At 56.4% G+C, this 23,180-nt stretch carries 25 protein-coding genes; 20 read left to right on the forward strand and 5 right to left on the reverse strand.

What is annotated here, in order from left to right:
* Nucleotides 1–80: 80 nt before the first annotated feature.
* From F6R97_RS03410 to F6R97_RS03460, 11 genes are all read left to right on the forward strand, one after another.
* Nucleotides 81–812: a TIGR03747 family integrating conjugative element membrane protein gene (locus tag F6R97_RS03410; protein ID WP_095973833.1), complete on the forward strand. Its 732-nt coding sequence runs from the start codon at nucleotides 81–83 to the stop codon at nucleotides 810–812.
* Between the two features lie 109 nt (nucleotides 813–921).
* Nucleotides 922–2,202 (forward strand): hypothetical protein, encoded by a 1,281-nt coding sequence (locus F6R97_RS03415; RefSeq protein WP_095973832.1) that lies wholly within the window; start codon nucleotides 922–924, stop codon nucleotides 2,200–2,202.
* 511 nt (nucleotides 2,203–2,713) lie between these two features.
* Nucleotides 2,714–3,049 (forward strand): RAQPRD family integrative conjugative element protein, encoded by a 336-nt coding sequence (locus F6R97_RS03420; RefSeq protein ID WP_095973831.1) that lies wholly within the window; start codon nucleotides 2,714–2,716, stop codon nucleotides 3,047–3,049.
* Nucleotides 3,046–3,285, forward strand: coding sequence for a TIGR03758 family integrating conjugative element protein (locus F6R97_RS03425; protein ID WP_095973830.1), 240 nt, complete (start codon nucleotides 3,046–3,048; stop codon nucleotides 3,283–3,285). Before F6R97_RS03420 ends, F6R97_RS03425 begins: the two co-directional genes overlap by 4 nt.
* Before the next feature lie 17 nt (nucleotides 3,286–3,302).
* A complete protein-coding gene (locus F6R97_RS03430; RefSeq protein WP_095973829.1) occupies nucleotides 3,303–3,674 on the forward strand; it encodes a TIGR03745 family integrating conjugative element membrane protein in 372 nt (123 codons plus the stop codon).
* A 7-nt stretch (nucleotides 3,675–3,681) separates the two neighbouring features.
* A complete protein-coding gene (locus tag F6R97_RS03435; RefSeq protein WP_095973828.1) occupies nucleotides 3,682–4,095 on the forward strand; it encodes a TIGR03750 family conjugal transfer protein in 414 nt (137 codons plus the stop codon).
* Nucleotides 4,092–4,733, forward strand: coding sequence for a PFL_4703 family integrating conjugative element protein (locus F6R97_RS03440; RefSeq protein WP_095973827.1), 642 nt, complete (start codon nucleotides 4,092–4,094; stop codon nucleotides 4,731–4,733). Before F6R97_RS03435 ends, F6R97_RS03440 begins: the two co-directional genes overlap by 4 nt.
* Nucleotides 4,730–5,542, forward strand: a complete 813-nt coding sequence (locus tag F6R97_RS03445) for a TIGR03749 family integrating conjugative element protein (protein ID WP_095973826.1) — start codon at nucleotides 4,730–4,732, stop codon at nucleotides 5,540–5,542. The genes F6R97_RS03440 and F6R97_RS03445 overlap by 4 nt, the downstream gene beginning before the upstream one ends.
* Complete coding sequence (locus F6R97_RS03450; RefSeq protein ID WP_095973825.1) at nucleotides 5,532–7,046, forward strand: TIGR03752 family integrating conjugative element protein; 1,515 nt, start codon at nucleotides 5,532–5,534, stop codon at nucleotides 7,044–7,046. Before F6R97_RS03445 ends, F6R97_RS03450 begins: the two co-directional genes overlap by 11 nt.
* Nucleotides 7,009–7,425, forward strand: a complete 417-nt coding sequence (locus F6R97_RS03455) for a TIGR03751 family conjugal transfer lipoprotein (RefSeq protein ID WP_095973824.1) — start codon at nucleotides 7,009–7,011, stop codon at nucleotides 7,423–7,425. The genes F6R97_RS03450 and F6R97_RS03455 overlap by 38 nt, the downstream gene beginning before the upstream one ends.
* Complete coding sequence (locus F6R97_RS03460) at nucleotides 7,425–10,172, forward strand: conjugative transfer ATPase (protein WP_315866003.1); 2,748 nt, start codon at nucleotides 7,425–7,427, stop codon at nucleotides 10,170–10,172. Before F6R97_RS03455 ends, F6R97_RS03460 begins: the two co-directional genes overlap by 1 nt.
* Before the next feature lie 24 nt (nucleotides 10,173–10,196).
* Here the strand turns inward: F6R97_RS03460 and F6R97_RS03465 are convergent, their stop codons facing one another.
* The 3 genes from F6R97_RS03465 to F6R97_RS03475 form a co-directional block, all read right to left on the reverse strand.
* Nucleotides 10,197–10,943: a zeta toxin family protein gene (locus F6R97_RS03465; protein ID WP_095973822.1), complete on the reverse strand. Its 747-nt coding sequence runs from the start codon at nucleotides 10,941–10,943 to the stop codon at nucleotides 10,197–10,199.
* Nucleotides 10,940–11,188: a hypothetical protein gene (locus F6R97_RS03470; RefSeq protein ID WP_017529804.1), complete on the reverse strand. Its 249-nt coding sequence runs from the start codon at nucleotides 11,186–11,188 to the stop codon at nucleotides 10,940–10,942. Before F6R97_RS03470 ends, F6R97_RS03465 begins: the two co-directional genes overlap by 4 nt.
* Before the next feature lie 185 nt (nucleotides 11,189–11,373).
* Nucleotides 11,374–11,631: a LasR-specific antiactivator QslA gene (locus tag F6R97_RS03475; RefSeq protein WP_082339956.1), complete on the reverse strand. Its 258-nt coding sequence runs from the start codon at nucleotides 11,629–11,631 to the stop codon at nucleotides 11,374–11,376.
* 158 nt (nucleotides 11,632–11,789) lie between these two features.
* Here F6R97_RS03475 and F6R97_RS03480 point away from each other — a divergent pair, with 158 nt between their 5' ends.
* The 5 genes from F6R97_RS03480 (at nucleotide 11,790) to F6R97_RS03500 (ending at nucleotide 16,359) form a co-directional block, all read left to right on the forward strand.
* The gene (locus tag F6R97_RS03480) at nucleotides 11,790–12,044 is read left to right on the forward strand and encodes a helix-turn-helix domain-containing protein (RefSeq protein WP_315866004.1); all 255 of its coding nucleotides are present in this window, start codon (nucleotides 11,790–11,792) and stop codon (nucleotides 12,042–12,044) included.
* Nucleotides 12,045–12,159: 115 nt separating this feature from the next.
* Nucleotides 12,160–13,116 (forward strand): TIGR03756 family integrating conjugative element protein, encoded by a 957-nt coding sequence (locus tag F6R97_RS03485; RefSeq protein ID WP_315866005.1) that lies wholly within the window; start codon nucleotides 12,160–12,162, stop codon nucleotides 13,114–13,116.
* Nucleotides 13,113–14,495, forward strand: a complete 1,383-nt coding sequence (locus tag F6R97_RS03490) for an integrating conjugative element protein (protein WP_315866006.1) — start codon at nucleotides 13,113–13,115, stop codon at nucleotides 14,493–14,495. Before F6R97_RS03485 ends, F6R97_RS03490 begins: the two co-directional genes overlap by 4 nt.
* 3 nt (nucleotides 14,496–14,498) lie before the next feature.
* Nucleotides 14,499–14,807 (forward strand): hypothetical protein, encoded by a 309-nt coding sequence (locus F6R97_RS03495; protein ID WP_281111760.1) that lies wholly within the window; start codon nucleotides 14,499–14,501, stop codon nucleotides 14,805–14,807.
* Nucleotides 14,808–14,817: 10 nt separating this feature from the next.
* Entirely contained in the window at nucleotides 14,818–16,359 is a 1,542-nt protein-coding gene (locus tag F6R97_RS03500; RefSeq protein ID WP_315866007.1) for a conjugal transfer protein TraG N-terminal domain-containing protein, read from the forward strand.
* Here F6R97_RS03500 and F6R97_RS03505 read toward each other — a convergent pair.
* The gene (locus F6R97_RS03505; RefSeq protein WP_124324815.1) at nucleotides 16,348–16,746 is read right to left on the reverse strand and encodes a DUF3742 family protein; all 399 of its coding nucleotides are present in this window, start codon (nucleotides 16,744–16,746) and stop codon (nucleotides 16,348–16,350) included. The two genes, F6R97_RS03500 and F6R97_RS03505, sit on opposite strands and share 12 nt — an antisense overlap.
* Before the next feature lie 452 nt (nucleotides 16,747–17,198).
* Between F6R97_RS03505 and F6R97_RS03510 the strand changes: the two genes are divergently transcribed.
* Both F6R97_RS03510 and F6R97_RS03515 read left to right on the forward strand, forming a co-directional pair.
* A complete protein-coding gene (locus F6R97_RS03510; RefSeq protein ID WP_315866008.1) occupies nucleotides 17,199–17,528 on the forward strand; it encodes a hypothetical protein in 330 nt (109 codons plus the stop codon).
* Between the two features lie 130 nt (nucleotides 17,529–17,658).
* The gene (locus tag F6R97_RS03515; RefSeq protein WP_315866009.1) at nucleotides 17,659–18,621 is read left to right on the forward strand and encodes an ArdC family protein; all 963 of its coding nucleotides are present in this window, start codon (nucleotides 17,659–17,661) and stop codon (nucleotides 18,619–18,621) included.
* A gap of 134 nt (nucleotides 18,622–18,755) precedes the next feature.
* On the opposite strand, the gene F6R97_RS03520 is transcribed toward F6R97_RS03515, so the two are convergent.
* On the reverse strand, nucleotides 18,756–18,950 hold the full coding sequence (locus tag F6R97_RS03520) for a hypothetical protein (protein WP_025214500.1): 195 nt from the start codon (nucleotides 18,948–18,950) through the stop codon (nucleotides 18,756–18,758).
* A gap of 231 nt (nucleotides 18,951–19,181) precedes the next feature.
* On the opposite strand from F6R97_RS03520, the gene mobH reads away from it, so the two are divergent.
* Nucleotides 19,182–20,939 (forward strand): MobH family relaxase, encoded by a 1,758-nt coding sequence (gene mobH / locus F6R97_RS03525; RefSeq protein ID WP_315866133.1) that lies wholly within the window; start codon nucleotides 19,182–19,184, stop codon nucleotides 20,937–20,939.
* 464 nt (nucleotides 20,940–21,403) lie between these two features.
* Nucleotides 21,404–23,149, forward strand: a complete 1,746-nt coding sequence (locus tag F6R97_RS03530) for a hypothetical protein (RefSeq protein ID WP_315866010.1) — start codon at nucleotides 21,404–21,406, stop codon at nucleotides 23,147–23,149.
* The last annotated feature ends 31 nt before the right edge of the window (nucleotides 23,150–23,180 follow it).

Below are 23,180 nucleotides of genomic sequence, written 5' to 3' on the forward strand. Positions count from 1 at the left end.
CGCTCCAGGTTTTGATTCATCGGAAAACGATCCAGAAAACATCGTTACGACATTAGCCCTGCAACGCATTGGAGTGAGCGATGACGACTTCCGCACCTAACACGCCGCCACAACCGATCCAGCACCCAGGATTAATCGTCTCGCTGATTGGCTTAGTTCTACGCATCATCGGTTTGCTGATCGCCTCGTTGCTATTCTCTATCCTCATCGAGTTCGCCGGTCTGCTGTTGTTCTGGAGCGACCAAGGTTGGCGACACAGCCAAGCCATGTTGAATAGCGAACTGGAATGGCTCAACGAGCACTTCAAAGCTTCACTCATCCTCCAACAACCCGGACCAACGATTGTCCAGTGGCTGGATTTCCTCAATCAGTGGCTGCTAGTCAAGACTGGCTTTGCGGATTTTGCCCGGCAAGCGCGGGTGTCAAGCCAGGGCAACGGCTTCTGGAGTTGGACCAATCAGCTCTACGTGAACATCGAAGATTTCGTGCTGGCTGCAGTGTATGTGACCTTTACCTTCGTGGTGCGCCTGACCATTCTGGTCCTGGCCACACCATTATTTTTGTTGGCGTCGTTCACCGGTTTTGTCGATGGCTTGATGCGCCGCGACCTACGCAAATTTGGAGCTGGGCGAGAAAGCAGTTTTGTCTATCACCGCGCTAAACGAGCAGTGATACCACTGCTGATCGCGCCTTGGGTCATTTACCTGTCCCTGCCCTTTCCACTCAATCCCATAGCTATTCTTTTGCCTTGCGCGGTAGTACTTGGAACGGCAGTAGCGATCACTGCGACGACGTTCAAAAAATATCTCTAGACGCTTAGCGAAGCTATTTTCCCATTAGCCCTACGCTTTCAACTCAAGCTGCCGAAACAAATTATATTTACAGCGGACGACTCAAAAACCAACGGAAGCAGGGCAGTAGATGAACGCACAGTCAAACGCTTCAGAAGAAGCGATCAGGGCACAAAACACTGAAGCACAAAATCAAAGTTCGATAGGTTACATTCAGGTTTTCTTGGGAATTCTGAATGATGGCAAGTGGTGGTTGGCTCCCATGGCTAGCCTAATTTCGATCTTACTTCTGTCGAAGTATTTATGGGTCATCGGTCATCCAGAATTGATTCTGAGCTCCATTGGAAGCCCCTCGAATCTGCTAGTTTGGCTGATCTTTACGGTACTTGGTTTTCTATTACTGCTAGTAACCTTCTCAGTACCGTCGCTGTCATTCATGCTTTGCATGGGCTTGGTTGAACCTGGACGCGACTTAGAACCGGTGCTTGCCAAACGCTTGAGCTGGGTGATCGCATTGGGCTTCGGAATAATGGCGTTGAATCTTCTGGCCTCCACGTTTGATCTTGAGCTGACACCATGGTTGACGTTCGCGCTGGTGACGGTCATATCAATGTTGGCGGCGAAGGTATTGCTGTCTACGCACAAGGAGCTCGCCGACGCGGCATTTGAGGTACCTCAAGGTCAAAAAAAGCCGGTCCACCATAAAGCTCATCGATACCTACGAATGACGCTATTGGGCTTCCTGCTTGCGTTTACTGCAATGAGCGGAGTTCTACCTGCGCAAATCGCGCTTCTGGCTTGGCGAGGAGCTGAAAATGGCTGGGAGGCGCGAGCAGCCATTGGAGCCTGTCTACTCGTAATGATGATCTATCTAGTCCCAGTAATTTTGTTCTACTCGTTTAAGGGGAGTCTGGTACAACGCGCAGGCAAAGCATCTCTTGCGATGTTAGGGGCTATTTTTCTCAATGCCATGCTAATGCCCGCGATTTTCGATATCTGGGTATATTCAGCCGCCAACCTGCTTAAACTTCGTGACAATCGACCTCTCGGCTATGTGTTGGATGCAAAGGACTATCCTAAAGCCCTATTTGAGTCCGCGCCCTGGGAGCGTCAGTCGTTCGAGGGCACAGAGGGTCTCTACAGCGTGAGCGCCTTTCGCCAATTCCGTTTTGGCGACGTTCTACTTCTATGTCCGGGACGTTACGCCGGACTTTCACTCAAGCTCCTTGACGCTTTTTCCGATCGTTGCATCGCAGTGTCAGATGCAAAGGTGAAAGCGGCCGCGAAGCGCACGCCGGTAGCAACACGCCCACTTCCAGAGCCATTTTGTCTACTGGCGGCACGTGTACCTACCAGGATTCCGTTGCCGATAGGAGATTCCGCGCATTGTATCTATAGGACTATTTTCTAACACCCAGGTGCTTCCTCTGCATATCCGAGCAGCCTGTCAGAGTGCACTGCTCGGATGTGACCTGGGGGTAATGTTGGTTGCGATAATCGATCACGTTCAAATTGCAGGTCTATACGCCCACGGCCGAATCAATGATGCTTGCTAGCCACTCGGGCTATCATGAACAAAAAAGCTCTGCGACGCTTACGCGTTTGACGAGCCCCGCCGTGCCGTTAAATTTTTCCCCGATCATCGGAGGTCAACAAACCCAGGGTGATTTACTACTTCTGCCTTGATTACAGAATTGCTGCATTCGCTTTCGCATCATGCTCGGCGAGCAACATATCGAAGCGCATTGGAAGTGAAATCTCCTAGCCCTCCAGCGCTTTCCACCAAAGCTGCAGGGATAGATACTGCAAGTAAACATCCTCAGTACTTCCCTTCAAAAAGCGATCCATCACACCTCATATTTCCTGCTGAATAAATCGATCTCAGACTTGATTCTGCCCTCAGATCCATATGGGGCAGCATCATGCCAACTACTACCGTCTTTCGCTGCTTACTACTCTCGTTGGCTATCGTCGATGACAGCAGCTATGCCACATCTGGTCATGAGCAGGATCAGCTCAGCCAAGTCCAGCAGCAACTCGACATAATCGAACGCGTTGCAACGAAAGCTAAGGCAGTCAGCATGCCTCAACCCGACGATCGCTATCGCTTCGACTATCCCCGCCTGTCTCAGGACATCCAACGTATTCGCCAAGGCCTGCTGGACTATCTGTCCCCCTCTCGCGCTCAACCCCGTGACCCCAGTGAACTGGTCGGTGATTACCGCCTCGACACTCCGTCTGCCGAGCCCTCGCCATGAGCATGACCGATTCCCAGACCGCGGCCTTCCAAAACGCCGCCGGTTTCTCACCGCAGAGCAGTTCCACGCTCTGGTTGTCCCTGGTTCTCGTCCTGGCTTTGCTGTGGTGTGCCTGGGTGATGTGGACGGCTTACCGGGGGTGGACATCCGGCAGTGTTCGCTTCGGAGCCTTCGGCGGCAGTGCTGCGCGCGTGCTGCTCACCTTGCTGGTCCTGATGTTCTTCACCCTGTCCTAACACCGGAGATCACCGTCATGCTCAAGTGCCTTATCCCCCTGAAAAACAACCTGCGTGATCGTGCCAGTCAGCGCTTGATCGGTCTGCTGCTAGTTCTCGGTCCAAGTTTGGCTTTTGCTGAACTCCCGACCATGGAAGCCCCTTCACGTGGTGAAGGTTCCGGGTTGATCGAGACGATCAAAAACTACGCCTACGACGGCGGCATCCTGCTCGGTCTACTGATCGCCTTGCTCGCCTTTCTTGGCGTGGCTTGGCACTCGTTGACCGTCTATGCCGACGTACAGAATCAGCGCAAGACCTGGAAGGATTTGGGTGCTGTGGTGGGCATCGGTGCCCTGCTGGTGGTGATCATTATCTGGTTTTTGACCAAGGCTGCCGCGATTCTGTGAGGTTGGCATGAACGACGCTATCGAACGCCTTGCCGACGGTACTTTGGTTTTTCTCCCGGAACGACTCAATCGCGATCCTACCGTTTTGCGCGGATTGACCAACGATGAGATGTGGGTGGCGCTCGGCACCGGCGCCGTCACTGGCCTGCTGATGGGTGTTCCTCTGGCGATCGCCACTGCCTCCATTGCCGTGGCGCCAACCGGCATGATCGCTGGCATGGCGCTGGTGTTATTTGCCGGTGGCACGCTACTGCGTCGGGCCAAACGGGCTCGCCCCGAGACCTGGTTGTACCGCAAGCTCGAATGGATATTGGCCAGCCGTTGGCGCCTGGGCCGTGGAAGTTTGATCCTCCACTCCGGCGTCTGGACGATTCGCCGCTCGCGTCGATTGCGCCCTGCCCTGTCCCGGTGGCAGCCATGAGCCGATTTCGGAACAAAGTCGATGCCCAACAGGCTCATATCCTCAGCCTGCGCCTGGCTGTAGTAATCCTCGCTCTGGTATGTGCTGGACTTTGGTATGGCTGGCGCTCGGCACCGACTGATCTGACCGTGCATGTGCCCCCGGACCTGCGTTCGGGTAGCACGCGCAAGTGGTGGGATATCCCCTCAGAGAATGTCTATGCATTTGCCCTGTACATCTTCGGCCAACTTAACCGCTGGCCCTCCGATGGCGAGCAGGATTATCGCCGCGCCATCTATAGCTTGCAGTCCTACCTGACACCCTCCTGTAAAACCTTCCTCGACGGCGACTACGAATACCGCAAGGCCGCCGGCGAACTCCGCCAGCGGGTGCGTGGCGTCTACGAAATTCTGGGCCGAGGCTACAGCGAAGATCCAGAGCTCAGGGTCAAGCAACTCGACCACGACAGCTGGCTGGTCACGCTCGACCTCAACGCCGATGAGTATTACGCCGCCGAACCGGTGAAACGGGTGGTGGTGCGTTATCCATTGCGCGTGGTGCGTTTTGATCTGGACCCTGAACGCAATAAGTGGGGACTAGCGCTGGATTGTTATCAGGGCACACCGCAAAAAATTTCCCTGCCTGGAGGTGAGCCATGAAGCGGATTGCTACCCTGGGACTCACCGTCGCACTGATGTCATGGGGAGCTGCAGCGCAGGCCGTCGAGTTGATGCGTTGGGAACGCCTTCCCCTCGCTGTCCCGCTGGTGATCAATCAGGAACGGGTGGTCTTTGTCGATGAGGCTGTTCGAGTCGGCGTGCCCTCAACCCTGACCGGCAAGCTGCGCTTGCAATCAACCGGTGGCGCGCTGTACCTGCGCGCGTCGGAAGCCATTGCTCCGACCCGGCTGCAACTGCAATCGGTCGCGACGGGCGAGATCATCCTGCTGGATATCGCAGCCATGCCTGGTGATCAACCGCTAGAGCCCGTGCGAATTATCAAAAATGCTCAGGGGCAGGCGACCGAGGCTGAATCCAGCACCGTCCCTGTTCCAGAACGTACACCGGCCCCAGTCGCTTTGACGCGCTACGCCGCGCAAAGCCTGTACGCACCTCTACGCACCGTGGAGTCGCTGCCCGGCGTACGCCGCGTCCCGCTAAAGCTGCGCACAGAATTGCCAACCCTGCTGCCGACCGAAAACGTGTCCAGCACGCCCATCGCCGCCTGGCAACTCGGAGACTACTGGGTTACAGCAGTGAAGTTACGCAATCGTGGCTCAGCGACGGTGCAACTCGATCCGCGTCGGCTACAGGCCAAGCTATTCGCCGCGGCACTCCAGCACACCTTCCTCGGACCTGTCGGCAGCGCCGAAGACACTACGGTTGCCTACCTCGTCACCCGCGGTGCCGGTCTTGAACACGCCGTGCTGCTCCTGTCTGTTCCGGAAGGTGCCGACGATGAAAGCTAACGCCTTACTTAAATGGCTAGTACCAGCTGTGCTGCTGGGCGTGGCTTTCATCATCCTGAAAACCTGGGTCGCGGGTAGCACCTCCTCTCCAGAGCACCCAGTTGATCAGGGCAATATTCAGTTATCCGCCGAGCAAGCCAAGTCGCTCGGTATCGCGGGCGACACCCCGCGCGATACGGTCGCCACCTTGATCGGCCAAGTGAAGGCCATGCGTAGCGACATGCTCGGTTTGAAGAAACACAACGATTCGCTGCAGGCGGAAAACAACCGCCTGCGCGAGCGGGAAAACAGTGTCGATTCGCGTATCCAGACGGCGCTGGGCAGCGTGACCCAGCAGGTCGACGAAGGCCGCCGACAAGCCAACGAGGCCCGACTCAAAGCAGAACAAGACAGTCGTCAGGCTCGCGGTCTGCTGACGCAATTGCAGGAACAGTTGTCGGGGCTGACCGGCAAAGGCAAGGACATGCCGATCGGATTGGGGCTTGAGCCGGGCGACGGTATTCAGTTCGAAGGGCAGCATTCTGCCAATGATGCATTGCAGTGGATTGAGCCCTCGGATGCTCTGCCCACCGACGCCCAGGGCAAAACCAAGACCGTGTCCGCGCTGAGTCTGCCTACTGCCTTCAACTCACTGGAGGGTTTGAAGGACAATGCCATCGACCGCAGCCAGAAGCAGTTACGCGAGGTCACCAAGGGTGAACGTGACCTGACACGCTCCGCTGATCGTACCGAAGGCGCGAAGCCGGTCTACACCATTCCCGAAAACGCAACGCTGATGGGCTCGGTCGCCATGACCGCGCTGATCGGCCGAATCCCGGTGGACGGCACCGTGAATGATCCCTATCCCTTCAAAGTCTTAGTCGGCCCGGAGAACCTGACCGCCAACGGGATCGACCTGCCAGACGTCGCGGGTGCCGTGTTGAGCGGCACGGCGTCCGGTGATTGGACCTTGTCTTGCGTACGCGGACAGGTCGAGTCGATCACTTTCGTATTCACAGACGGCACCATCCGCACGGTGCCTCAGCCGAAGGCAGTAGCCAGCCGCAACGCATCCACCACCCAGAGCTCGAACACTGACAAGATCCGTGGCGGACTCGGTTACCTATCCGATCCATATGGCATCCCGTGCATTGCCGGCGAACGCCGCTCAAACGCTCAACAGTACCTCGGCAGCCAGAGCTTGATTACTGCCGCCGGCGCCGGTGTCGCCGCCTTGCTCGGGGATGAACAGAACAACAGCAGCGTGATCAATTCGGGCGGCAGTACGCTCGGGGTCACCAGCAGCAGTGGCAATAGCGCGCTGAATTCAATTCTCAGTGGTGGGGTCAGCGACATCCGCGAGTGGATCAACAAATTGTATGGCGAGACCTTTGCTGCCGTGTACGTGCCACCGGCCGCCCAAGTTGCGCTGCACCTCGACCATGAAATCACTATCGACTACGAGCCCAAGGGCCGGAGCGTTCGCCATGAAAAAGACCATGCCTCTCTACCTGACCTGGATTAGCGTGTTCTGCTGGATTCTGGCGGGCTGTTCCACCGACAAGGAGACGCTGCTGCCTCATGGTGAGCAAACCATGCTGGACATATGGAACGGCGCCGGCTCACAGGGTACTCAGCAGCAACTCCTGGATGCTCGGGAACAGTTACGCCGCCCGCTGGCTCAAGCAGATATCTCCGTTGCTCTCCAGGAGCCGTACACGCGTACAGCAGCGAACGAGATCCGTAACCTGTTCCCTCGCTTGCCCAATCCCGATCTGGTGCTGTACGTGTATCCGCATTTGAGTGGTACTGAGCAGGCGCCGGTCCCGGGTTACTCGACCGTCTTTCCGTTTTACCAACGCGTGCAGTACGCATTGCCGGGTGAACGTCAGGAAGACTTGTAGTGCGTACCGGCGATGCGGGCAACCGCACTTCTGGTTGGAAAGCCTGGCGCCACCCAGCGCGCCCTCGCGCAACCTTGGCCGATGAAGCTGCACTCTATGCACACAACCCCAGCTTCACCGACCACTTGCCTTGGGTCGAGTACCTCGAGACCGAGCAGTGTTTTCTACTCGATGACAATCGCTCGGTGGGGGCAGTGTTCGAGTTGCTGCCCATCGGCACCGAAGGGCGCGAACCCGATTGGCTGATGGCCGCCCGCGATGCCCTCGAAGACGCCCTGCAGGATAGCTTTGACGAACTGGATCAAGCGCCTTGGGTGGCGCAGTTTTTCTGCCAGGACGACAACGACTTCGCCCCCTACCTGACGCGGCTCACCGATTATATTCAAGACAGCGCGCGAGGCACGGTCTTCACCGAGACGTTTTTGGAACTCAGTCGTCGCCATTTGAAAGCCATCGCCAAGCCGGGAGGTCTGTTCGAGGACAAGGCCGTCACGCGCCTACCCTGGCGCGGCAATAATCGACGGGTGCGCCTGGTGATCTATCGCTGGATTGAGTCTGGCGCCGAGGAGACGGGGCTTACCCCAGTGCAATCCCTGCAGCAGGCTTGCGAACGTATCGCGGCCTCGTTGCACGCATGCGGAGTGCAATCGGCGCGAGTCGATGACCACGGTCTGTATGCTTGGTTATTGCCCTGGTTCAATCCGGCACCCAGGCTCACCGATGAAGCACCCGAGGATTTCTACCAATGCGTGGCCTATCCGGAGTCAGGTGATGGTGAGTCGCTGGAGTTGCCCTTCGATCACGACTTCACCGAGCGGCTGTTTTTCAACGAACCGCGTTCGGATGTACAACAGGGACTTTGGTACTTCGATGGGCAACCTCATCGGGTGATGGTGGTGGACAAACTGCGGCGGCCTCCCTTGATTGGTCAACTCACTGGTGAAACTCGCAAGGGCGACGCGGTGAACGCGCTGTTCGACCAGTTACCCGAAGGCACGGTGATGGGTCTGACGCTGGTGGTCAAACCCCAAGATGTGCTCGAGGAGCAGTTGAACCGTCTGGCGCGCAAAGCCATCGGCGAAAACCTGGCCTCGACCCAGGCCCGCCAAGATGTCGAAGAGGCTCGTGCAATCATCGGTCGCCAGCACAAACTGTACCGGGGAACCCTGGCCTTCTACGTGCGCGGTCACGATGAGCAACAACTGCACCAGCGCTCGATCAGCCTGGCCAACGCGCTGTTGGGTGCGGGGCTGCAACCAGTACGTGAGAGTGATGAAGTCGCCGCCTGCAACAGCTACCTGCGTTGGTTACCGATGACTTACAACCCGGCCCGCGACACGCGCAACTGGTACACACGCCTGATGTTCGCCCAGCACCTGGCAAACCTGGTTCCGGTGTGGGGCCGCAGCACCGGCACCGGCCACCCGGGCATCACCCTGTTCAATCGTGGTGGCTCGCCGTTGAGCTTTGATCCGTTGTCACGACTAGACCGGGCCATGAACGGCCATCTGCTGTTGTTCGGCCCGACCGGCGCCGGTAAGTCGGCCACCCTGGTCACCCTGCTGATGCAGGTCATGGCAGTGTACCGCCCTCGCCTGTTTATCGTTGAGGCCGGGAACTCATTCGGCTTGCAGGGCGACTACTTCGCAACGAAAGGACTGTCGGTCAACAAGGTCCAATTGAAACCTGGTACCGCGATCAGCCTCGCCCCGTTCGTCGATGCCTGGCGCCTGGTCGAGCAGCCGGATCAGGTGGCGAGTCTGTCGATCGATGAGCTGGACGATGAGGCAGTAGCCAGTCGCGAAGACCAGCGCGATGTTCTCGGCGAACTGGAAATTACCACCCGCCTGATGATCACCGGCGGCGAGGCCAAGGAAGAGGCGCGCCTGAGTCGAGCCGATCGCAGCTTGATCCGCGAGTGCATCCTGGATGCGGCACAGACCTGTATCGCAGCGGAGCGCCAGGTACTGACCCGCGACGTGCGCGACGCGTTGCTGCGCGTCGCCGCCGACACGCACTTGCCGGAGAAACGTCGTGAGCGTGCCCAGGAAATGGGCGAGTCCATGGACCTGTTTTGCCAGGGTTTCGAGGGTGAACTGTTCGATCGTGAAGGCACGCCTTGGCCCGAGAGCGATGTGACCATTGTCGATCTGGCCACCTACGCTCGCGAAGGCTACGAGGCACAGATGTCCATCAGCTACATCAGCCTGATGAACACCGTGAATAACCTTGCCGAACGAGACCAGTACCTGGGCCGACCGATCATCATGGTCACCGATGAGGGCCATATCATTACCAAAAACCCGCTGCTGGCGCCCTTCGTGGTCAAGGGCACGAAGATGTGGCGTAAGCTCGGCGCGTGGTTCTGGCTGGCGACGCAAAACCTTGCCGACTTCCCCACTGCGGCGCAAACCATGCTCAACATGATCGAATGGTGGATTTGTTTGAACATGCCGCCATCAGAAATCGAAGAGATCGCTCGCTTCAAGAATCTCACGTCGGCACAGAAAGCCCTGTTGCTGTCCGCCAGCAAGGAGCCGGGCAAATACACCGAAGGAGTGGTGCTGTCGAAGAAGCTCGAGACGCTGTTTCGGGCCGTGCCGCCAAGTCTTTATCTCGCCCTGGCCATGACGGAGCCCGAGGAAAAAGCCGAACGCTGGACACTGATGCAGAGCACCGGCTGCTCGGAATTGGAGGCGGCTTACCGGGTAGCTGAACGGATCGATAGGATGCGAGGAATTAAGTGAAACGGAGCTGATCCTAGGTTTCGATCAACCCGGCAGCAAATCCTTGAAAACCTTCTCCACGTAGGCTTGCATGAACCAGTCAGGGAGCTCATCAGCCCTGAATTCAAGGTCAGTCCCGTCTGTTACTTCAGCGAGCAGCACCAGATCAGCGCCGGAGTTATCAAATATATAAGCCCGGTTCGAGGCTGCGATGGCTGCTGGCAATAGGTTCAGGCAACGACCGTAGCGCTGCACAATTTTTTCCGTGGGGACTGGGTGCCCACCTGCCGCGACACGGTTCTTGACCCTGTTGATATTGATGTCAGGATCTTCAGTGGCGACAAAGTAGAGGTAGGTTCGATATCCCGACGCTTTTGCCTTAAGCATAAAAGCGACTTTGTCCTCGCTAGACATCACCGTTTCGAAGGTGAAAGACAACTGGGCTTCAAGGAGCTTGTGCCGCATGAAATCAGAGAGCACGGAAGCAAAATAGGAGTTCATCGCGACGGACTGGAAATTCAGGCCGTTATTGCTGAAGCCTATTTTGGCTGCCTCTTCAACGAGCTGGGTCGACCGAATCAGTCGGTGCGCCTTGATAAAGCCGAGAACCTCGTCACCTTCGACTTCCAGTTGAAAATCGCTGAACTCCAGGCGTCCGCCCTCTTTGGCAGCCTTTTCGATTTCATCCGGGTTGATGTAGATCCCGATCAGGTGGGAAGGGACGGCACTTTTCATTGTGCTTTTACCGGAACCATTAGGGCCGGCAAACACCCTCAGCCGAGGGACGGTCATGAGCAGCGGTGCACCTTGATAATCCCGCCCAAGGTCACTTTATGCTTGGGCTTGGCCACTCGAATAACCTTGTGCTTACCGTCGGCAGTCGTCTCAACGAGCTTGCCGTCCATGACTTCCATCACGCTGCGTCCGGCCGCCAGCGCGTTGATATAGGCCGTATTGATCGCACCTTCAGCCATGGCTGGGATTTTACCCTCCAGTCGGCTCACCAGATCGTCACTCAACACTTGGTCGGCTTTCATATCGCGCTCCACGTTCTCAGAGCGTGCAGAATCTGCACTTATCAGAATCCTAGCTACGTAAATCTGTTTATCACAGACCAACGCCATTTCTGTCAGATCTCCATTCTAGAGGAATGGAGCCTGGAACCATACCTTCCAATAAATTTTCCCGTGTAGGTCATATCGTCAGGGTTGGAGCCGCACGGCTACGGTGAAACGCCTTGAAGCCGTTGCTGAATTCTCAATAAAAATCCTGCTTCGAAAGCATCCTGAGATTCTCCTGCCGGACAAGTCTTCCGTGCCTGCGCCAGTTCCCACCACAGCGGTACGTCACCGGGTGTATTAAGCCAGGCCTGGGCGCATTGCACGCCACGTTCGATCATAGGCGCAAATTCGCTGCCCCACGGTGTCAAAAGGCTCGGGCAGCCGTCCGCCGCCGGAATTGAAACGTAATTTTCGTCCATAGACACCTTAGCTTTCGATTATTTATTAATGCTCGGTCTGTTCTAAGCAGCATAGAAACAAAATTGACACTCGGCTTAAGCATCAAAAAAGCCCGAATCAGAGCCAATGTAGACTATATCCCGTGGATTGAGAGTCCCTCAAGGCGCAGTTTGCGCGCATGACTCAAGACTACGAACAGCTTCGTCTGCAACTGGCGGAAAACATCCGCTCGATGCGGCGCGTGAAGAACCTTACCCAGGAGCAATTGGCGCTCATGGCCGAGGTGGATCGTACCTATGTGAGTCAAATCGAACGGGGGGTAGGAAATCCGTCGTTATTGGTCCTCTGCAAACTCGCCAACATTTTCGAGATCAAAACGGATCAGTTGCTCATCGAGCCTGACGCGCTTGCTCGTACGCTGAGCGCTGAATGACTATCTGCTGATCTAGAAGGTCGCTGTAAACCGACTATCCTGCGTTCGGCTTTCTCACTGACACCCCTCTTTCGATCATTGAACCTGTCCAGGCCATACACCCAGAGCCTGGATCATGTCTGCTGCCTGCCCGCATATTTCGCCCCAGAAGTTACATCCTTTGGTGCTGAGCATTCTGCTGGCATCCGGGTCAAGCGTGGCGCTGGATACCGGCAGCATTACCGCCTCCGTACTTTCTCCAGACTGCCTCGAGTACAAAGTCGTCGGCATCTGCTTCTGGTTACTCTGTACCCCCTTCGGCTGCACGGTTAAAACCTCGACCAAGGTTCGTCATTTCATTCCTGAACTGGTGGTCTCGAGCTATGCCACCACCGGTGCCAATCCTTGGACCGAGATGGCCGCACTCTCCTCTCCCATCAGCGGTGCGGAAGGTGGCGGTAACCTGATCACGCCGAACACCCAACGCGATAACCTGCCTCGTTTCAAAAATGTTGATGGCATCGGCCACCCCGGTGGCTGGGCCACCACGCAACTTGCCTCGCAATCCGGCTACGCCTGCGCCAGCGGCGCCACTGCGTTCATGCCCTACTACTTGAGCACTTTGGACTCACTGGCCTGGCGTCATGGCATCCCTGAAAGCCTTTATCCCGAGTCGCTCTTACCGGGAGTCCGTGAGATCGGTCGTCAGCTCGCGGGCAACATGTGGGGCAACGTCTATCCCCGGCAAGGATTTCTGGTACAACCCGACGACTTCAAAGCCGCTGCGGTGATGGCGCAGCGGGCAGGTGATTTCATTACTCGCAACTGGCAGCCGCATGTGTACTTACCGCTCACACCCGCGCCACGCGACGGTTACTGGCCTCCCGGCCCGATAATTGAAAACGATGCTTCGACTCACAAATGGCAGTTGCTCTACCCTCAGGTTCAACCCACATGTGCCATTTTCCCCAGCAATTCGGTGCAGAGCGCGGATGGCGGCTACGCCTGGTCGCTGTGGCGCCCCTATAGCTGCTGTAAGCGTGAGGGACAGACCTTCCTGTTTAGCATCGACTTCGAAGGCGGTGCTTCATGAGTGGGCTTTTTGCAGGACCATGGTTGGGCCCGAGGAGTTTGTTGCTCTGCGGACTGCTCGCCGTGGCCACGCATGCCCACACCGCCGAGGACGATTACCGTCTAGGCACTCAAGGCGAAGTGCTCGACGACAGGGTGATGTACACCATCGGTGGTGGCTCGGCAACGGGCTCGCCGAGCTCGCTCTATCGTCCCAACGGGCTCGGTGTCGGCGGATCCTGGCAAGCGAACATGATGTGCGGAAACATGAGCCTCACCAACACCCTGCAAAACCAACTAAACGGCGTCACCGAAGGCTTCCAGCAGATCATGGGCAGCATTGTGCAGAACGCGACCCAGGCGGTGATGTCGCTGCCGGCGTTGATCATCCAGCGCGCTAACCCCGGGCTTTATGAGCTGTTGAGTAACGGGGTGATGCAAGGGCGCATCGACTTCGACCGTTCCAAGCTGACCTGCCAGGCCATGGCCGAGAAGATGGCGGATAAGGTCGGTCAAGCCGGCTGGGGCGCATTGGCCAAGAACCAGGAGATGCAGGGCAACCTCGAACAAACCGGCGGTGATGCGGTGGCCGCGGTCAAAAAAACCGAGGCCCGTAACGGCAATAATGGAGTGTCTTGGGTCGGCGGGCAGAAGGCTGGAGGTAGCGGACAACCCCCCATCCGGGCAACCTCCGATGTGGTGCGCGCGGGCTACAACCTGCTGCATAACCGGTCGGTGGATGACAGCGCCTCGATCAGTAGCAGTGATTGCCTGGACGGCGCTATTTGCCAGGCATGGACCTCACCCCGAGAGGAATCCGAATGGGCTGTTCGAGTGTTGGGCGAGACCGAAGTCGCAACCTGCGACACCTGCGAAACTCTGCGGGCTACCGCTGGCAGCGGACTGACGCCGCTGATCCAGGAGGCCTACGGTGAACATCTCAAGACCCTGCAAGGATTGCTGTCCGGATCTCTGCCGCCGAACCCTGACAATCTGGGCAAAGCCTCCAGCCCGATGCTGCCGGTGACCCGTGGTGTGATCGAAGCCCTGCGCGACGATCCTGATCAGGAGCTCCTGGCGCGGCGCCTGGCCAGTGAGACGGCCCTGTCCAGCGTACTCGACAAAGCGCTCCTGCTATTACGCACGCTGCTGGCAGGCAGCCACGAACCTAACATCGCTTCCGCCGAACCGGCCCAAACGGCCTTGACGAAAAACATCGACACGCTGGAGCGTGAAATACGCCTACTGCAGACTGAGCTGCAGGTCCGACAAATGTTGGCTACCAATACCGCCAGCCTTGCACTCGATCGACATGCCGGAGGTGCTGATGCGTCGCGTACCGTCGAGCAAGGCGACCCTGAACCCGGCCGACTCAACGACGCTGACGCCAGGCGCAAGTGAGCCATGAAACGCTCACTGCTATTCACTTTGCTTTCAAGTCTCTGGGTTGCAGCAGTGATGATCCTGACCGCCGCACTGGTCGCCTGGATCGGCCGCACTGCGCTGGGCAGTTTCGAGGTCTGGCAGCAAACTTTGGAATCGATACGGCCTTATCTGCGGTTGTGGCGCGCCCTGCTCTACGGCGTCCTCTTTGCACTCTGGTGCGACCTGCTGAGGCGCTACCGACATCGACCACAGGACCGACTGCGCGTGAACCGCGCCGGGACATTCGGGCTCTTGCTCTTTACCTGCGTCGAGCTCACTCGATTGTGAGGTCACCACCATGCTCATGAGCACCAACAGCTACCTGGAGTTTTACCTCTCCCTGCTGGCATGGATCATCAACAACGGTATCTGGAACGTCCTGTCCGATACTGGCCTGTTCGCCGCCCCCTTTGGTGCAATCATCTTGCAAGAATGGTTGTCAGCCCGTCAGCAAGGCGCGGATGAAGGCAACAAAGGATTGCTCTCGGTACCTCGAATCGAGAACCGGCTTTGGCTGGCCTACATTGTCGTATTGTTCGGCTGCGCGCCGGTCTTTCCGCTAAACCTCGCTTCAATGGCGTTCGACGATGCAGCGAGCCAACGCTGCGGTGTCAGCGTGGCCAAGCCAGCGGAAACCGCCTGGGGTACCACTTTCAACACCATCGGAGAACGCTCTGCCAACGTGCCAATCTGGTGGTTTCTGGTGCACGCCTTGAGTAAAGGAGTGACCGCAGCGGCCACCGCCTCCATTCCCTGCGCACCGGACATCCGACAGATGCGCATGGAGATCGACAGTTCTCGCATTGATAACCAAGTGTTGCTACAGGAAGTCGCCGATTTTACTCGCGACTGCTACGGCTATTCCCGCTCTCGGCTGTTCACCAATCGCCCGCAGTTGGACAAGGCACAAAGTCATGATGCGTCCTGGGTCGGCTCAAGCTATTTTCTCGACACTCCGGGCTACTACGACACCGATCGCTCACGGACACCGCGTGTCAGCTGGCCCTATGATGAAACCCGCGATGTTTCATTGCCACGGCTGGAGAATGGCGCAGGCTACCCCACTTGCAAACAGTGGTGGAGTGATAGCGGTATCGGGTTGCGAGCGCGCTTGATCGAGCAAGTCGATCCTTCGCTGCTGACCCAGCTGAAAGGCTGGTTGACTGGCCGCTCAAGCAACGAGATCGAGGATGCCACCCTGCGCGAACTGGTCAGCCCACGCCAACAATCGATGTCCATGTCGCCCGGACAGGTGTACCAGGACTATGGCTCCCGTGCTCGCGGTGGGTCGATCAATCAGGGGCTCAATAACCTGGCCACCAACACTGGGCTGGCCCTTGGCTCGTTCAGCAACTTCCCGGCAATGAATGCACTACGCGCGGCCCTGCCGATGGTGCAGGCTTTCCTGATCATGGGCGTCATCATCAGCCTGCCACTGATCCTTCTGGTCAGTACCTACCAGCTAAAGACCGTCATGACGGTGACGTTCGCGCTGTTCACGCTGCACATGCTGACCTTCTGGTGGGAGTTGGCCCGTTGGGTCGACTCCAGCATGCTCGATACCTTGTACAACCAAGTGTCGGCGTCCAATCAGGTGCTGTTGTCGCTGCCCACATCCGGCTTTATGGACGGAACCGTCACGGCGCAGGTGATTGAGTATGTGATGGGGGCGATGTTCATCGTACTGCCGATGTTGTTCCTTGGAGCCATGAGCTGGACGGGATATGCAGTAGGAAATGGGATTCAAGGCATGTTGGCCAATGGCAGCAAAGCCGCAAGTGATTCAGCAAGCAAAGGTACAGATCAAATAATCGGGGCTGCTAAGCGCTCAGTTAGATGACTTGCTATCGCCGATGTAGTGCCCGTTGTCGTCGAAGTCACCGATGTAGAGGTCGGCACCGAGATAGTCTGGGCCTGTTTCCGCCTCTTTAAGATCCCCATCAATGGCAGCCTTGGACAACAGGAGACCAATCACAGCGATCATCGTTACGACAGAAGCTACCAACCAGAAACCGATAAAGAGCAACCCAAGGATGAGTGCCAGCTTCGTAACCAGAAAGCTCCCACGAACCAATAGCCCACCCAGAGGCATACCTGTCGCCACCGCACGTTTAGCCATACGAGATTCAAATCCTTTCAACCTACGATAAACACGTTTTACCGACATACCGCATGCATATGCCCAGCGGTGTGCGCGGGAGATTTGAACTGGCTGCTGAGCCGGCATGATTGGGCCCTCTTCTGAGCGTGTTCCTGTGGAAATTGAGACTACAGCCTACTACTGAAAATCGCCCATGCTTAACCGTTTATCAGCTTGCTCGGTCAAAAAACTCTTCACTGGAAGACAGAAGACGCAACTCGTGCACCAGCGCCTCTATGGCCGTTGACCCATCCATATCATCCAGCTACATAGAGGGTACGGATCGCTGTTATCGACAGCACCTTCCCAGGTAGCCAGAGCCTTCAAAGCTACGTCACTCCGGTGATGGTTCCCCCCAAGTGCGATTAGCGTTCGGTGGCTCGCACGATCACGTTTCACGGGTGATGAACGCCTACTGCTCTCCCGAGCTTCTTTCGAGCTCGGCTCGTCCCAAACCCTCTTGTTTTTCTTCAACCCACTGCGGGGAAATTCTTTCCCCTATGGGACAGGTTTCTTCGCGCTATCAACGGAGGCACACCATGTCCGACTCACTCACAAGCAAAGCACTGAACACTCTGCGCTTGCCCGTTGTGTTCACTCCAGACGCGTGGCAACACGCAGTATTGCTCGATGGTTCAAGTCATCCTGAAAAGCTGCAGCTCGATAGGCTGAGCAACGTCGTACGCGCAGCCTTCAAAGCTCACCTGGCCGATCCAAACACACCCTACGTGGTGTTCGAGGTAGCCAAGTTCGGCTCAGTGAGTGATGCAGAACATGAACCACTGCTGCGACTGAGCCTCAGCCTGCTTCAGGCATCAGACCAACCTAACGCCTTACTGATAGCGCTTGCGGAAGAGCAGCAACGCTAAACGCAAACGGCCATACCCGGCCACTGATCCAACTCAGGCTATACGCAGTCCTGCATCAATCCAATCAACACCCACCGGGGAACCCTCCCCGACGGGCAAGGCGTTCCTGCGGTTTTTCGAGGGAAATGCCATGCGCAATATCTACCAAGACGTGACAGACAAGATCGTTACCGCGTTAGACCAAGGCGTAGCGCCCTGGATCAAACCCTGGTCCTCAAATGGCTCAACTGACTTCGCTCATCACCAGCCCTATCCCATCAACGCCATCACGCAGCGTCCCTATTCGGGCATCAATTTACCGTTGCTTTGGGCCGAGGCCAGGTTGCAGGGGTTCACTCAAGATCGCTGGCTGACCTTCAATCAAGCCAAAAAAGCCGGCGGGCACATCCGTAAGGGTGAGCACAGCACTTTGGCAGCGCTCTACAAACCGATGGAGCGCGAGGAACAAACCGAAGCAGGCCAACCCGTACTCGATGAAAACGGTCAGCCAAAAGTCGCTCACTTTGGCATTCTCAGGACGCATTTTCTGTTCAACATCGAGCAAACGGAAGGGCTCGAAACGCTTAACGAAACCGTGCTCGAGACGGAACCGAGCGATCCCGTCTTCCCCAACGCTGCTGCGGAAAGTTTGTTGCTAAGTTCGGGCGCAAATATCATTCATCGATTTGCCGACGAAGCCTTTTACCACCCGATCAGGGATCTCATCCAACTGCCGACAAAATCGCAATTCCACGATCAAGGTGGATACTACGCCACCGCACTTCACGAGCTGACGCACTGGACCGGACACCACTCTCGGTTGCAGCGCGAAGGCGTGACCTCACCTTGCCCATTCGGCTCGCCAGATTATGCATTTGAAGAGCTGATCGCCGAAATGGGTGCCGCTTTTTTATGTGCCTACGCCGGTATACAGGGAGAGCTTCGGCACGAGGGCTATATCGACTCCTGGCTCGGCCTGCTCAAGTCTGACAACCGCGCGATTTTCCGCGCCAGTGGCCAGGCCCGATGCGCCTCGGAGTATGTGCTCGACCTGGAGCAGCAACAGAAGCAGACGGTAATGGATAATTCGCGATGCATGAACGATGGAGCTTGATCGTTACCTCACTGCTGCAATCGCTTCACAGGGTCCAACACGAGTTGGACCCTTTTTCTATGCCCAGAAAAATCCCCACACTGCGGAGCTCTGACGCAAAGAACATGAGGTAATCCCGTAACCGCAGTACACCGTTACGTATCCAGATTCTCAGCCAGGTAATCCACCAGCTCGAGTGGACTTCGGCTGTCGATCACCTTGTAGATCAGATCGCGTTTGCTGCGCGGCAGCTTCTTGACCACGCTCTTCGCCGAGGCCCTAACAGCTTCGTCTGTCCCATGGATACGTGCCGCGAGCAGCAGCACGAGCGTGGCGTCAGTGAGATTCATGACAAGACCCAATAAAATTCGCACCGCAGTGTACCGACACTTTCCTTTTTCGTACCAGCATGCACATCCAATAAAACGGCACCAGGACAAATCAATATTCCGATTGCCGCACAAAGGGACACACGGCAAAAGGACGGGTAAGGGTTGGAAGGGAATGGGGGAGTCAAGGGTAAGAGCCCTATCCGAAAAGGCTAAAAGGTCACTGACTTGCCAGTTCCCGGGAGGACCATGATGCTCAGTCTGTTTCGGCAAAAAAGGCAAAAGCCTCCTCCGCCACCCACCGGAAACGTCGCAGATGGGTACCTGTCCATCGAATCGTCCCAGGGCTTGTTAGCAGCCGAGCATCGCCGCCAGTTGCTTGATCGCATTTGGCAGTACACCGCCCTCTCCCATCCGCAATTCAGCCAGCTCTATTTAAATCCGATCCATCGCTACGCCGAGCTGGTCCAGCAGCTTCCAGCTAGCGAGACGCACCACCATGCTTATCTTGGCGGCATGCTCGACCATGGGTTGGAGCTGGTCGCTTGTAGTTTGAAATTGCGTCAGTCGTATCTGCTTCCCACCGGCGCCGCACCTGAAGACCAAGCCGCCCAGACCGATGCCTGGTCAGCTGGCATTGCCTATGGAGCATTGCTCCATGACATCGGTAAGATCGCCGTGGACCTGCTGGTCGAACGCCAGGATGGCCGCGTCTGGCATCCTTGGCAGGGTTCCCTGGATCAGCCGTATCGTTTCCGCTATCTCAAGGGGCGCGACTACCACTTGCACGGCGCGGCCGCAGGCTTGCTCTACAACCAGATTCTCGACCGGCCAATCCTCGATTGGCTCAGTGGATTTCCGCCACTGTGGGCCAATCTGCTGTATGTCCTGGCGGGTCAGTACGAACGTGCCGGCGTGCTGGGCGAATTGGTGATTCAGGCCGACCGCGTTTCCACCGCGCAGAACATCGGTGGCAATCCAAGTAAGGCGCTACAAGCGCCGACTCATTCGCTGCAACATCACTTGATCAGTGGATTGCGTCATCTGGTTCAGCACGAGCTGAAACTCAACCAGCCAGGTGCCGCCGGATGGCTGACTCAAGACGCACTCTGGCTGGTCAGCAAGACGGTTACGGACAAGCTGCGAGCCTATCTGCTGTCGCAATCGATTGAGGGCATTCCCTCTTCCAACCTCGCGGTGTTCGACGAGCTGCAATCGCATGGATTGGTTGAGTCCACTCCGGAAGGAAAAGCCATCTGGACCGCGCTTGTGGCACAGGGAAATTGGCAGCAGAGTTTCACCTTTCTGCGCCTTCAACCGGCACTGATTTGGGGGAACGAAGACCGGCCCGAGGCTTTCAGTGGAACGGTGAGCATTGCGGCTCATGAACACTCAGCTGACTCCCCGATACTAACGCTAACGCCCGAGACAGCCAGTGCAAAATCAGGTCAAAGTCAATCGCAGCCGGATACCTTGACGGTAGAGGATGCCGATTACCTTGGCACGCTGCTGGACATGTTCGAGCGGGATGAGCCTGAGGCCAGTGACACACTGTCAGAAAGCGCTGTCCAAGCTTCAACGCTTCAATCGGATAATCCAGGCCAGACATTCCTGAATTGGGTCAAGGAAGGCATTCTGAGCCATAAGCTGATCATCAATGACAGCAAGGCCAAAATCCACACGGTGGGTGGCAGCGTATTTCTGGTGACGCCTGGTCTCTTCCAACGCTATGCGCAGGAGTTTCCAGGCGTTTCGCAGGGTTCAGATCAGGAGGTTGAGGAATGGCGCTGGGTACAGAAGCAGTTTGAGAAACTAAAGATCCACAAAAAGCGTGACGACGGTTTAAATATCTGGGTCTGTCAGGTGGAAGGTCCCCGGAAGAAAGCAAAACTCAAAGGCTATTTGCTAGAAAAACCAGCACTATTGTTCGAAGCCGGGCCTGTGCCTGTCGGCAATCCTTTTCTGAAAATCGAAAGACATCAGATTCCCATAGCATCCCCACTGGACTGAGTCGACCTCCGTAGGGAAAAACCAACTCCACTTTGGAGCAAAATGGCGTATTCCCGGTCTGCAAAGTGTTGAAAATCGGACAGCAAGGGGCCCGGGCATCAGAGATTCAGATCAGATTAGGTCGGTAGAAACTGGATGCAATCATGGAAGCACTAGGAGAATGAACTTGCTATCTGGTGTTGCCCCGTCGCACTACTTGGAAGTCCTGCTCTACAACGAGCCGAGCGAGCAGTTTGGTCACAGTCATGCCGACTCTTCCGTTACGTAATGACTGGATTCAGCAGGAGGCGGCCAAGAGCGAGTTGGTGTGTACCAATGAGCAATACGACCTACTGCGAACTCGTAGGCCTACCTCATGGGAGGGCGATTATCAACGCCGCTATCAAGCTGTGGAATGTGTGGTGAGGTGCTTCGCCAATCATCTGTAGAAAGGTCAGCGCAATCAACAAACTGGAGAAGTTCTAATGGCAGGGCAAGTCATCTACCTTTTCATGTGGGGATATCAAGTTAGCTACAGAATTCACATTCGCTCGCTGGCTCGAAATGTTTTGAAGGAGCTGGGCGCACCGGCGGAGGCAGAAGTGCTTCTCGTCGGCGCTCGTAGCCCTGAAAGCAAAAACCCTAACCCGGTGTGTGTCGAGCCCGAAGATGGGAAATGGCCGCTTACTCTATTTGATGGCTTGCTCGATTCGGTCGAGTCGACTTATCGCGATCACAATCTGCAGACCATCTTTTACAGCGACGAGCCGAGCATGCGCGACAAGCCGGAATGGATCCGTCGCGACTCCGTACGCACATCGGTTGGCGAAGCACTCAAGGCCTTCGATTCCGCGCATGACGTGACATCGTTCTGCGGTGAGGTTAGGCGCATCGGTGATTACTACGTCACTCCGATCGTGCAGATTCCCAATGCAACCTTCAAGCAGTTCCCCCCGCTGCCTAACAAGCCGATTGAAAATCGGCAGCAGGGATATGGATTTCGCAGCTTGATACACGCGGCAGTGTACGCAGTTCTTCGGGAAGCAACTGAAGAGTTACACAACCCAGATCCCGGGCGTTTTACTCATCGCAGCATGAGAGATGCCGAGGAAGTCGTGCGTATGGCAGCAAAGGACTTTCTGCATACGCCGGGACTTTCGATCGAGCGGCGGTATTTTCATACCGATCTCTTCGATTCCTTGAACCTCATTTCCTCCCTCATGTACGAAGGTGCAAAAGGTGTCGGTCATCTCATCCTCGTCGACCCCAACAACGAAAGCGTCGAGTTCCTCGCTCAATTCTCTGCACCAGTTTCTTTTCGTGAGCCTCGATGGGTTCGAAAAGTTTTGCAGATGGCTACGCTAGGGGTTGGAATTATCGCGGACAGCCGCCACATCTATGGACTTGGGCAATTGAAGGGTTCGCATGACTACAGCGCACAAGATGCATTTACGGTTGCGTTCATCGATCACTATCTATGGGAGCTGCGCTACAGAGACCAAGTACTACTTCGCAGTCACTATGCGGTCCCAACACTTCCTCAGGAGCCTTTCGACAAGGCGGCCTTCCTCGCAAATTATGCTCGACTCTTTCCTTTGTCATCGCCAGAAGATGCACAGCACTTGTGGAATTTACTGATCGCGCAGATTAGTCAAGAGCGCGGCAGCATGATCGTCGTCGGGGAAGACGCTGCCAGCGAAGCACACCGTCTCAGCAAACAAGGGACCAGTATCGTGCCCACCCGCCTTACTGAAGCGCTTCTCAGGAGTTTCAGCGGCATTGATGGAACGATTTTGCTCGATCCCTCGGGGGTCTGCCACGCTATCGGAATTATTCTCGATGGTGAGGCCACAGAACAATGTACTCCCTCAAGGGGCTCACGATACAACTCAGGCGTGCGCTATGTACTGGCGCAGACTAATCGAAGGCTTGCAATTGTTGTGTCAGATGATCGTACTACCGACATCATTCCGCAGATCAGACGATTGGTCAGCCGTAAGCTAATCGAAGACCATGTTGCGGGATTGGAAGCAGCGACGCTAGACAACTACCACGACCATCGTAACTGGCTAAACAATCATCGTTTTTATGTCAATCCCGAGCAGTGCGCTCGACTTAACAAAACGATCGAGAGACTGGATGCGCTTCCGAAGGAAGTAGGCCTGATCTACCTTGGAACGGAAAAATTTGAGGCGCATCCTGACATGGAAGAGAGCTATCTCACTGACTGAATGCTGAGCTTCAGTGGCAACGCCAGCGCGA

Origin of the sequence: Pseudomonas sp. JV414 (assembly GCF_032424305.1) — a bacterium.
GTDB lineage: Bacteria > Pseudomonadota > Gammaproteobacteria > Pseudomonadales > Pseudomonadaceae > Aquipseudomonas > Aquipseudomonas lini.

Bases quoted from the DNA above. Each gene is read 5' to 3' on its own strand.
- F6R97_RS03410 (WP_095973833.1), top strand. From the start codon at position 81: ATGACGACTTCCGCACCTAACACGCCGCCACAACCGATCCAGCACCCA.
- F6R97_RS03415 (WP_095973832.1), top strand. From the start codon at position 922: ATGAACGCACAGTCAAACGCTTCAGAAGAAGCGATCAGGGCACAAAAC.
- F6R97_RS03420 (WP_095973831.1), top strand. From the start codon at position 2,714: ATGCCAACTACTACCGTCTTTCGCTGCTTACTACTCTCGTTGGCTATC.
- F6R97_RS03425 (WP_095973830.1), top strand. From the start codon at position 3,046: ATGAGCATGACCGATTCCCAGACCGCGGCCTTCCAAAACGCCGCCGGT.
- F6R97_RS03430 (WP_095973829.1), top strand. From the start codon at position 3,303: ATGCTCAAGTGCCTTATCCCCCTGAAAAACAACCTGCGTGATCGTGCC.
- F6R97_RS03435 (WP_095973828.1), top strand. From the start codon at position 3,682: ATGAACGACGCTATCGAACGCCTTGCCGACGGTACTTTGGTTTTTCTC.
- F6R97_RS03440 (WP_095973827.1), top strand. From the start codon at position 4,092: ATGAGCCGATTTCGGAACAAAGTCGATGCCCAACAGGCTCATATCCTC.
- F6R97_RS03445 (WP_095973826.1), top strand. From the start codon at position 4,730: ATGAAGCGGATTGCTACCCTGGGACTCACCGTCGCACTGATGTCATGG.
- F6R97_RS03450 (WP_095973825.1), top strand. From the start codon at position 5,532: ATGAAAGCTAACGCCTTACTTAAATGGCTAGTACCAGCTGTGCTGCTG.
- F6R97_RS03455 (WP_095973824.1), top strand. From the start codon at position 7,009: ATGAAAAAGACCATGCCTCTCTACCTGACCTGGATTAGCGTGTTCTGC.
- F6R97_RS03465 (WP_095973822.1), bottom strand. From the start codon at position 10,943: ATGACCGTCCCTCGGCTGAGGGTGTTTGCCGGCCCTAATGGTTCCGGT.
- F6R97_RS03470 (WP_017529804.1), bottom strand. From the start codon at position 11,188: ATGAAAGCCGACCAAGTGTTGAGTGACGATCTGGTGAGCCGACTGGAG.
- F6R97_RS03475 (WP_082339956.1), bottom strand. From the start codon at position 11,631: ATGGACGAAAATTACGTTTCAATTCCGGCGGCGGACGGCTGCCCGAGC.
- F6R97_RS03480 (WP_315866004.1), top strand. From the start codon at position 11,790: ATGACTCAAGACTACGAACAGCTTCGTCTGCAACTGGCGGAAAACATC.
- F6R97_RS03485 (WP_315866005.1), top strand. From the start codon at position 12,160: ATGTCTGCTGCCTGCCCGCATATTTCGCCCCAGAAGTTACATCCTTTG.
- F6R97_RS03490 (WP_315866006.1), top strand. From the start codon at position 13,113: ATGAGTGGGCTTTTTGCAGGACCATGGTTGGGCCCGAGGAGTTTGTTG.
- F6R97_RS03495 (WP_281111760.1), top strand. From the start codon at position 14,499: ATGAAACGCTCACTGCTATTCACTTTGCTTTCAAGTCTCTGGGTTGCA.
- F6R97_RS03500 (WP_315866007.1), top strand. From the start codon at position 14,818: ATGCTCATGAGCACCAACAGCTACCTGGAGTTTTACCTCTCCCTGCTG.
- F6R97_RS03505 (WP_124324815.1), bottom strand. From the start codon at position 16,746: ATGCCGGCTCAGCAGCCAGTTCAAATCTCCCGCGCACACCGCTGGGCA.
- F6R97_RS03510 (WP_315866008.1), top strand. From the start codon at position 17,199: ATGTCCGACTCACTCACAAGCAAAGCACTGAACACTCTGCGCTTGCCC.
- F6R97_RS03515 (WP_315866009.1), top strand. From the start codon at position 17,659: ATGCGCAATATCTACCAAGACGTGACAGACAAGATCGTTACCGCGTTA.
- F6R97_RS03520 (WP_025214500.1), bottom strand. From the start codon at position 18,950: ATGAATCTCACTGACGCCACGCTCGTGCTGCTGCTCGCGGCACGTATC.
- mobH (WP_315866133.1), top strand. From the start codon at position 19,182: ATGCTCAGTCTGTTTCGGCAAAAAAGGCAAAAGCCTCCTCCGCCACCC.
- F6R97_RS03530 (WP_315866010.1), top strand. From the start codon at position 21,404: ATGGCAGGGCAAGTCATCTACCTTTTCATGTGGGGATATCAAGTTAGC.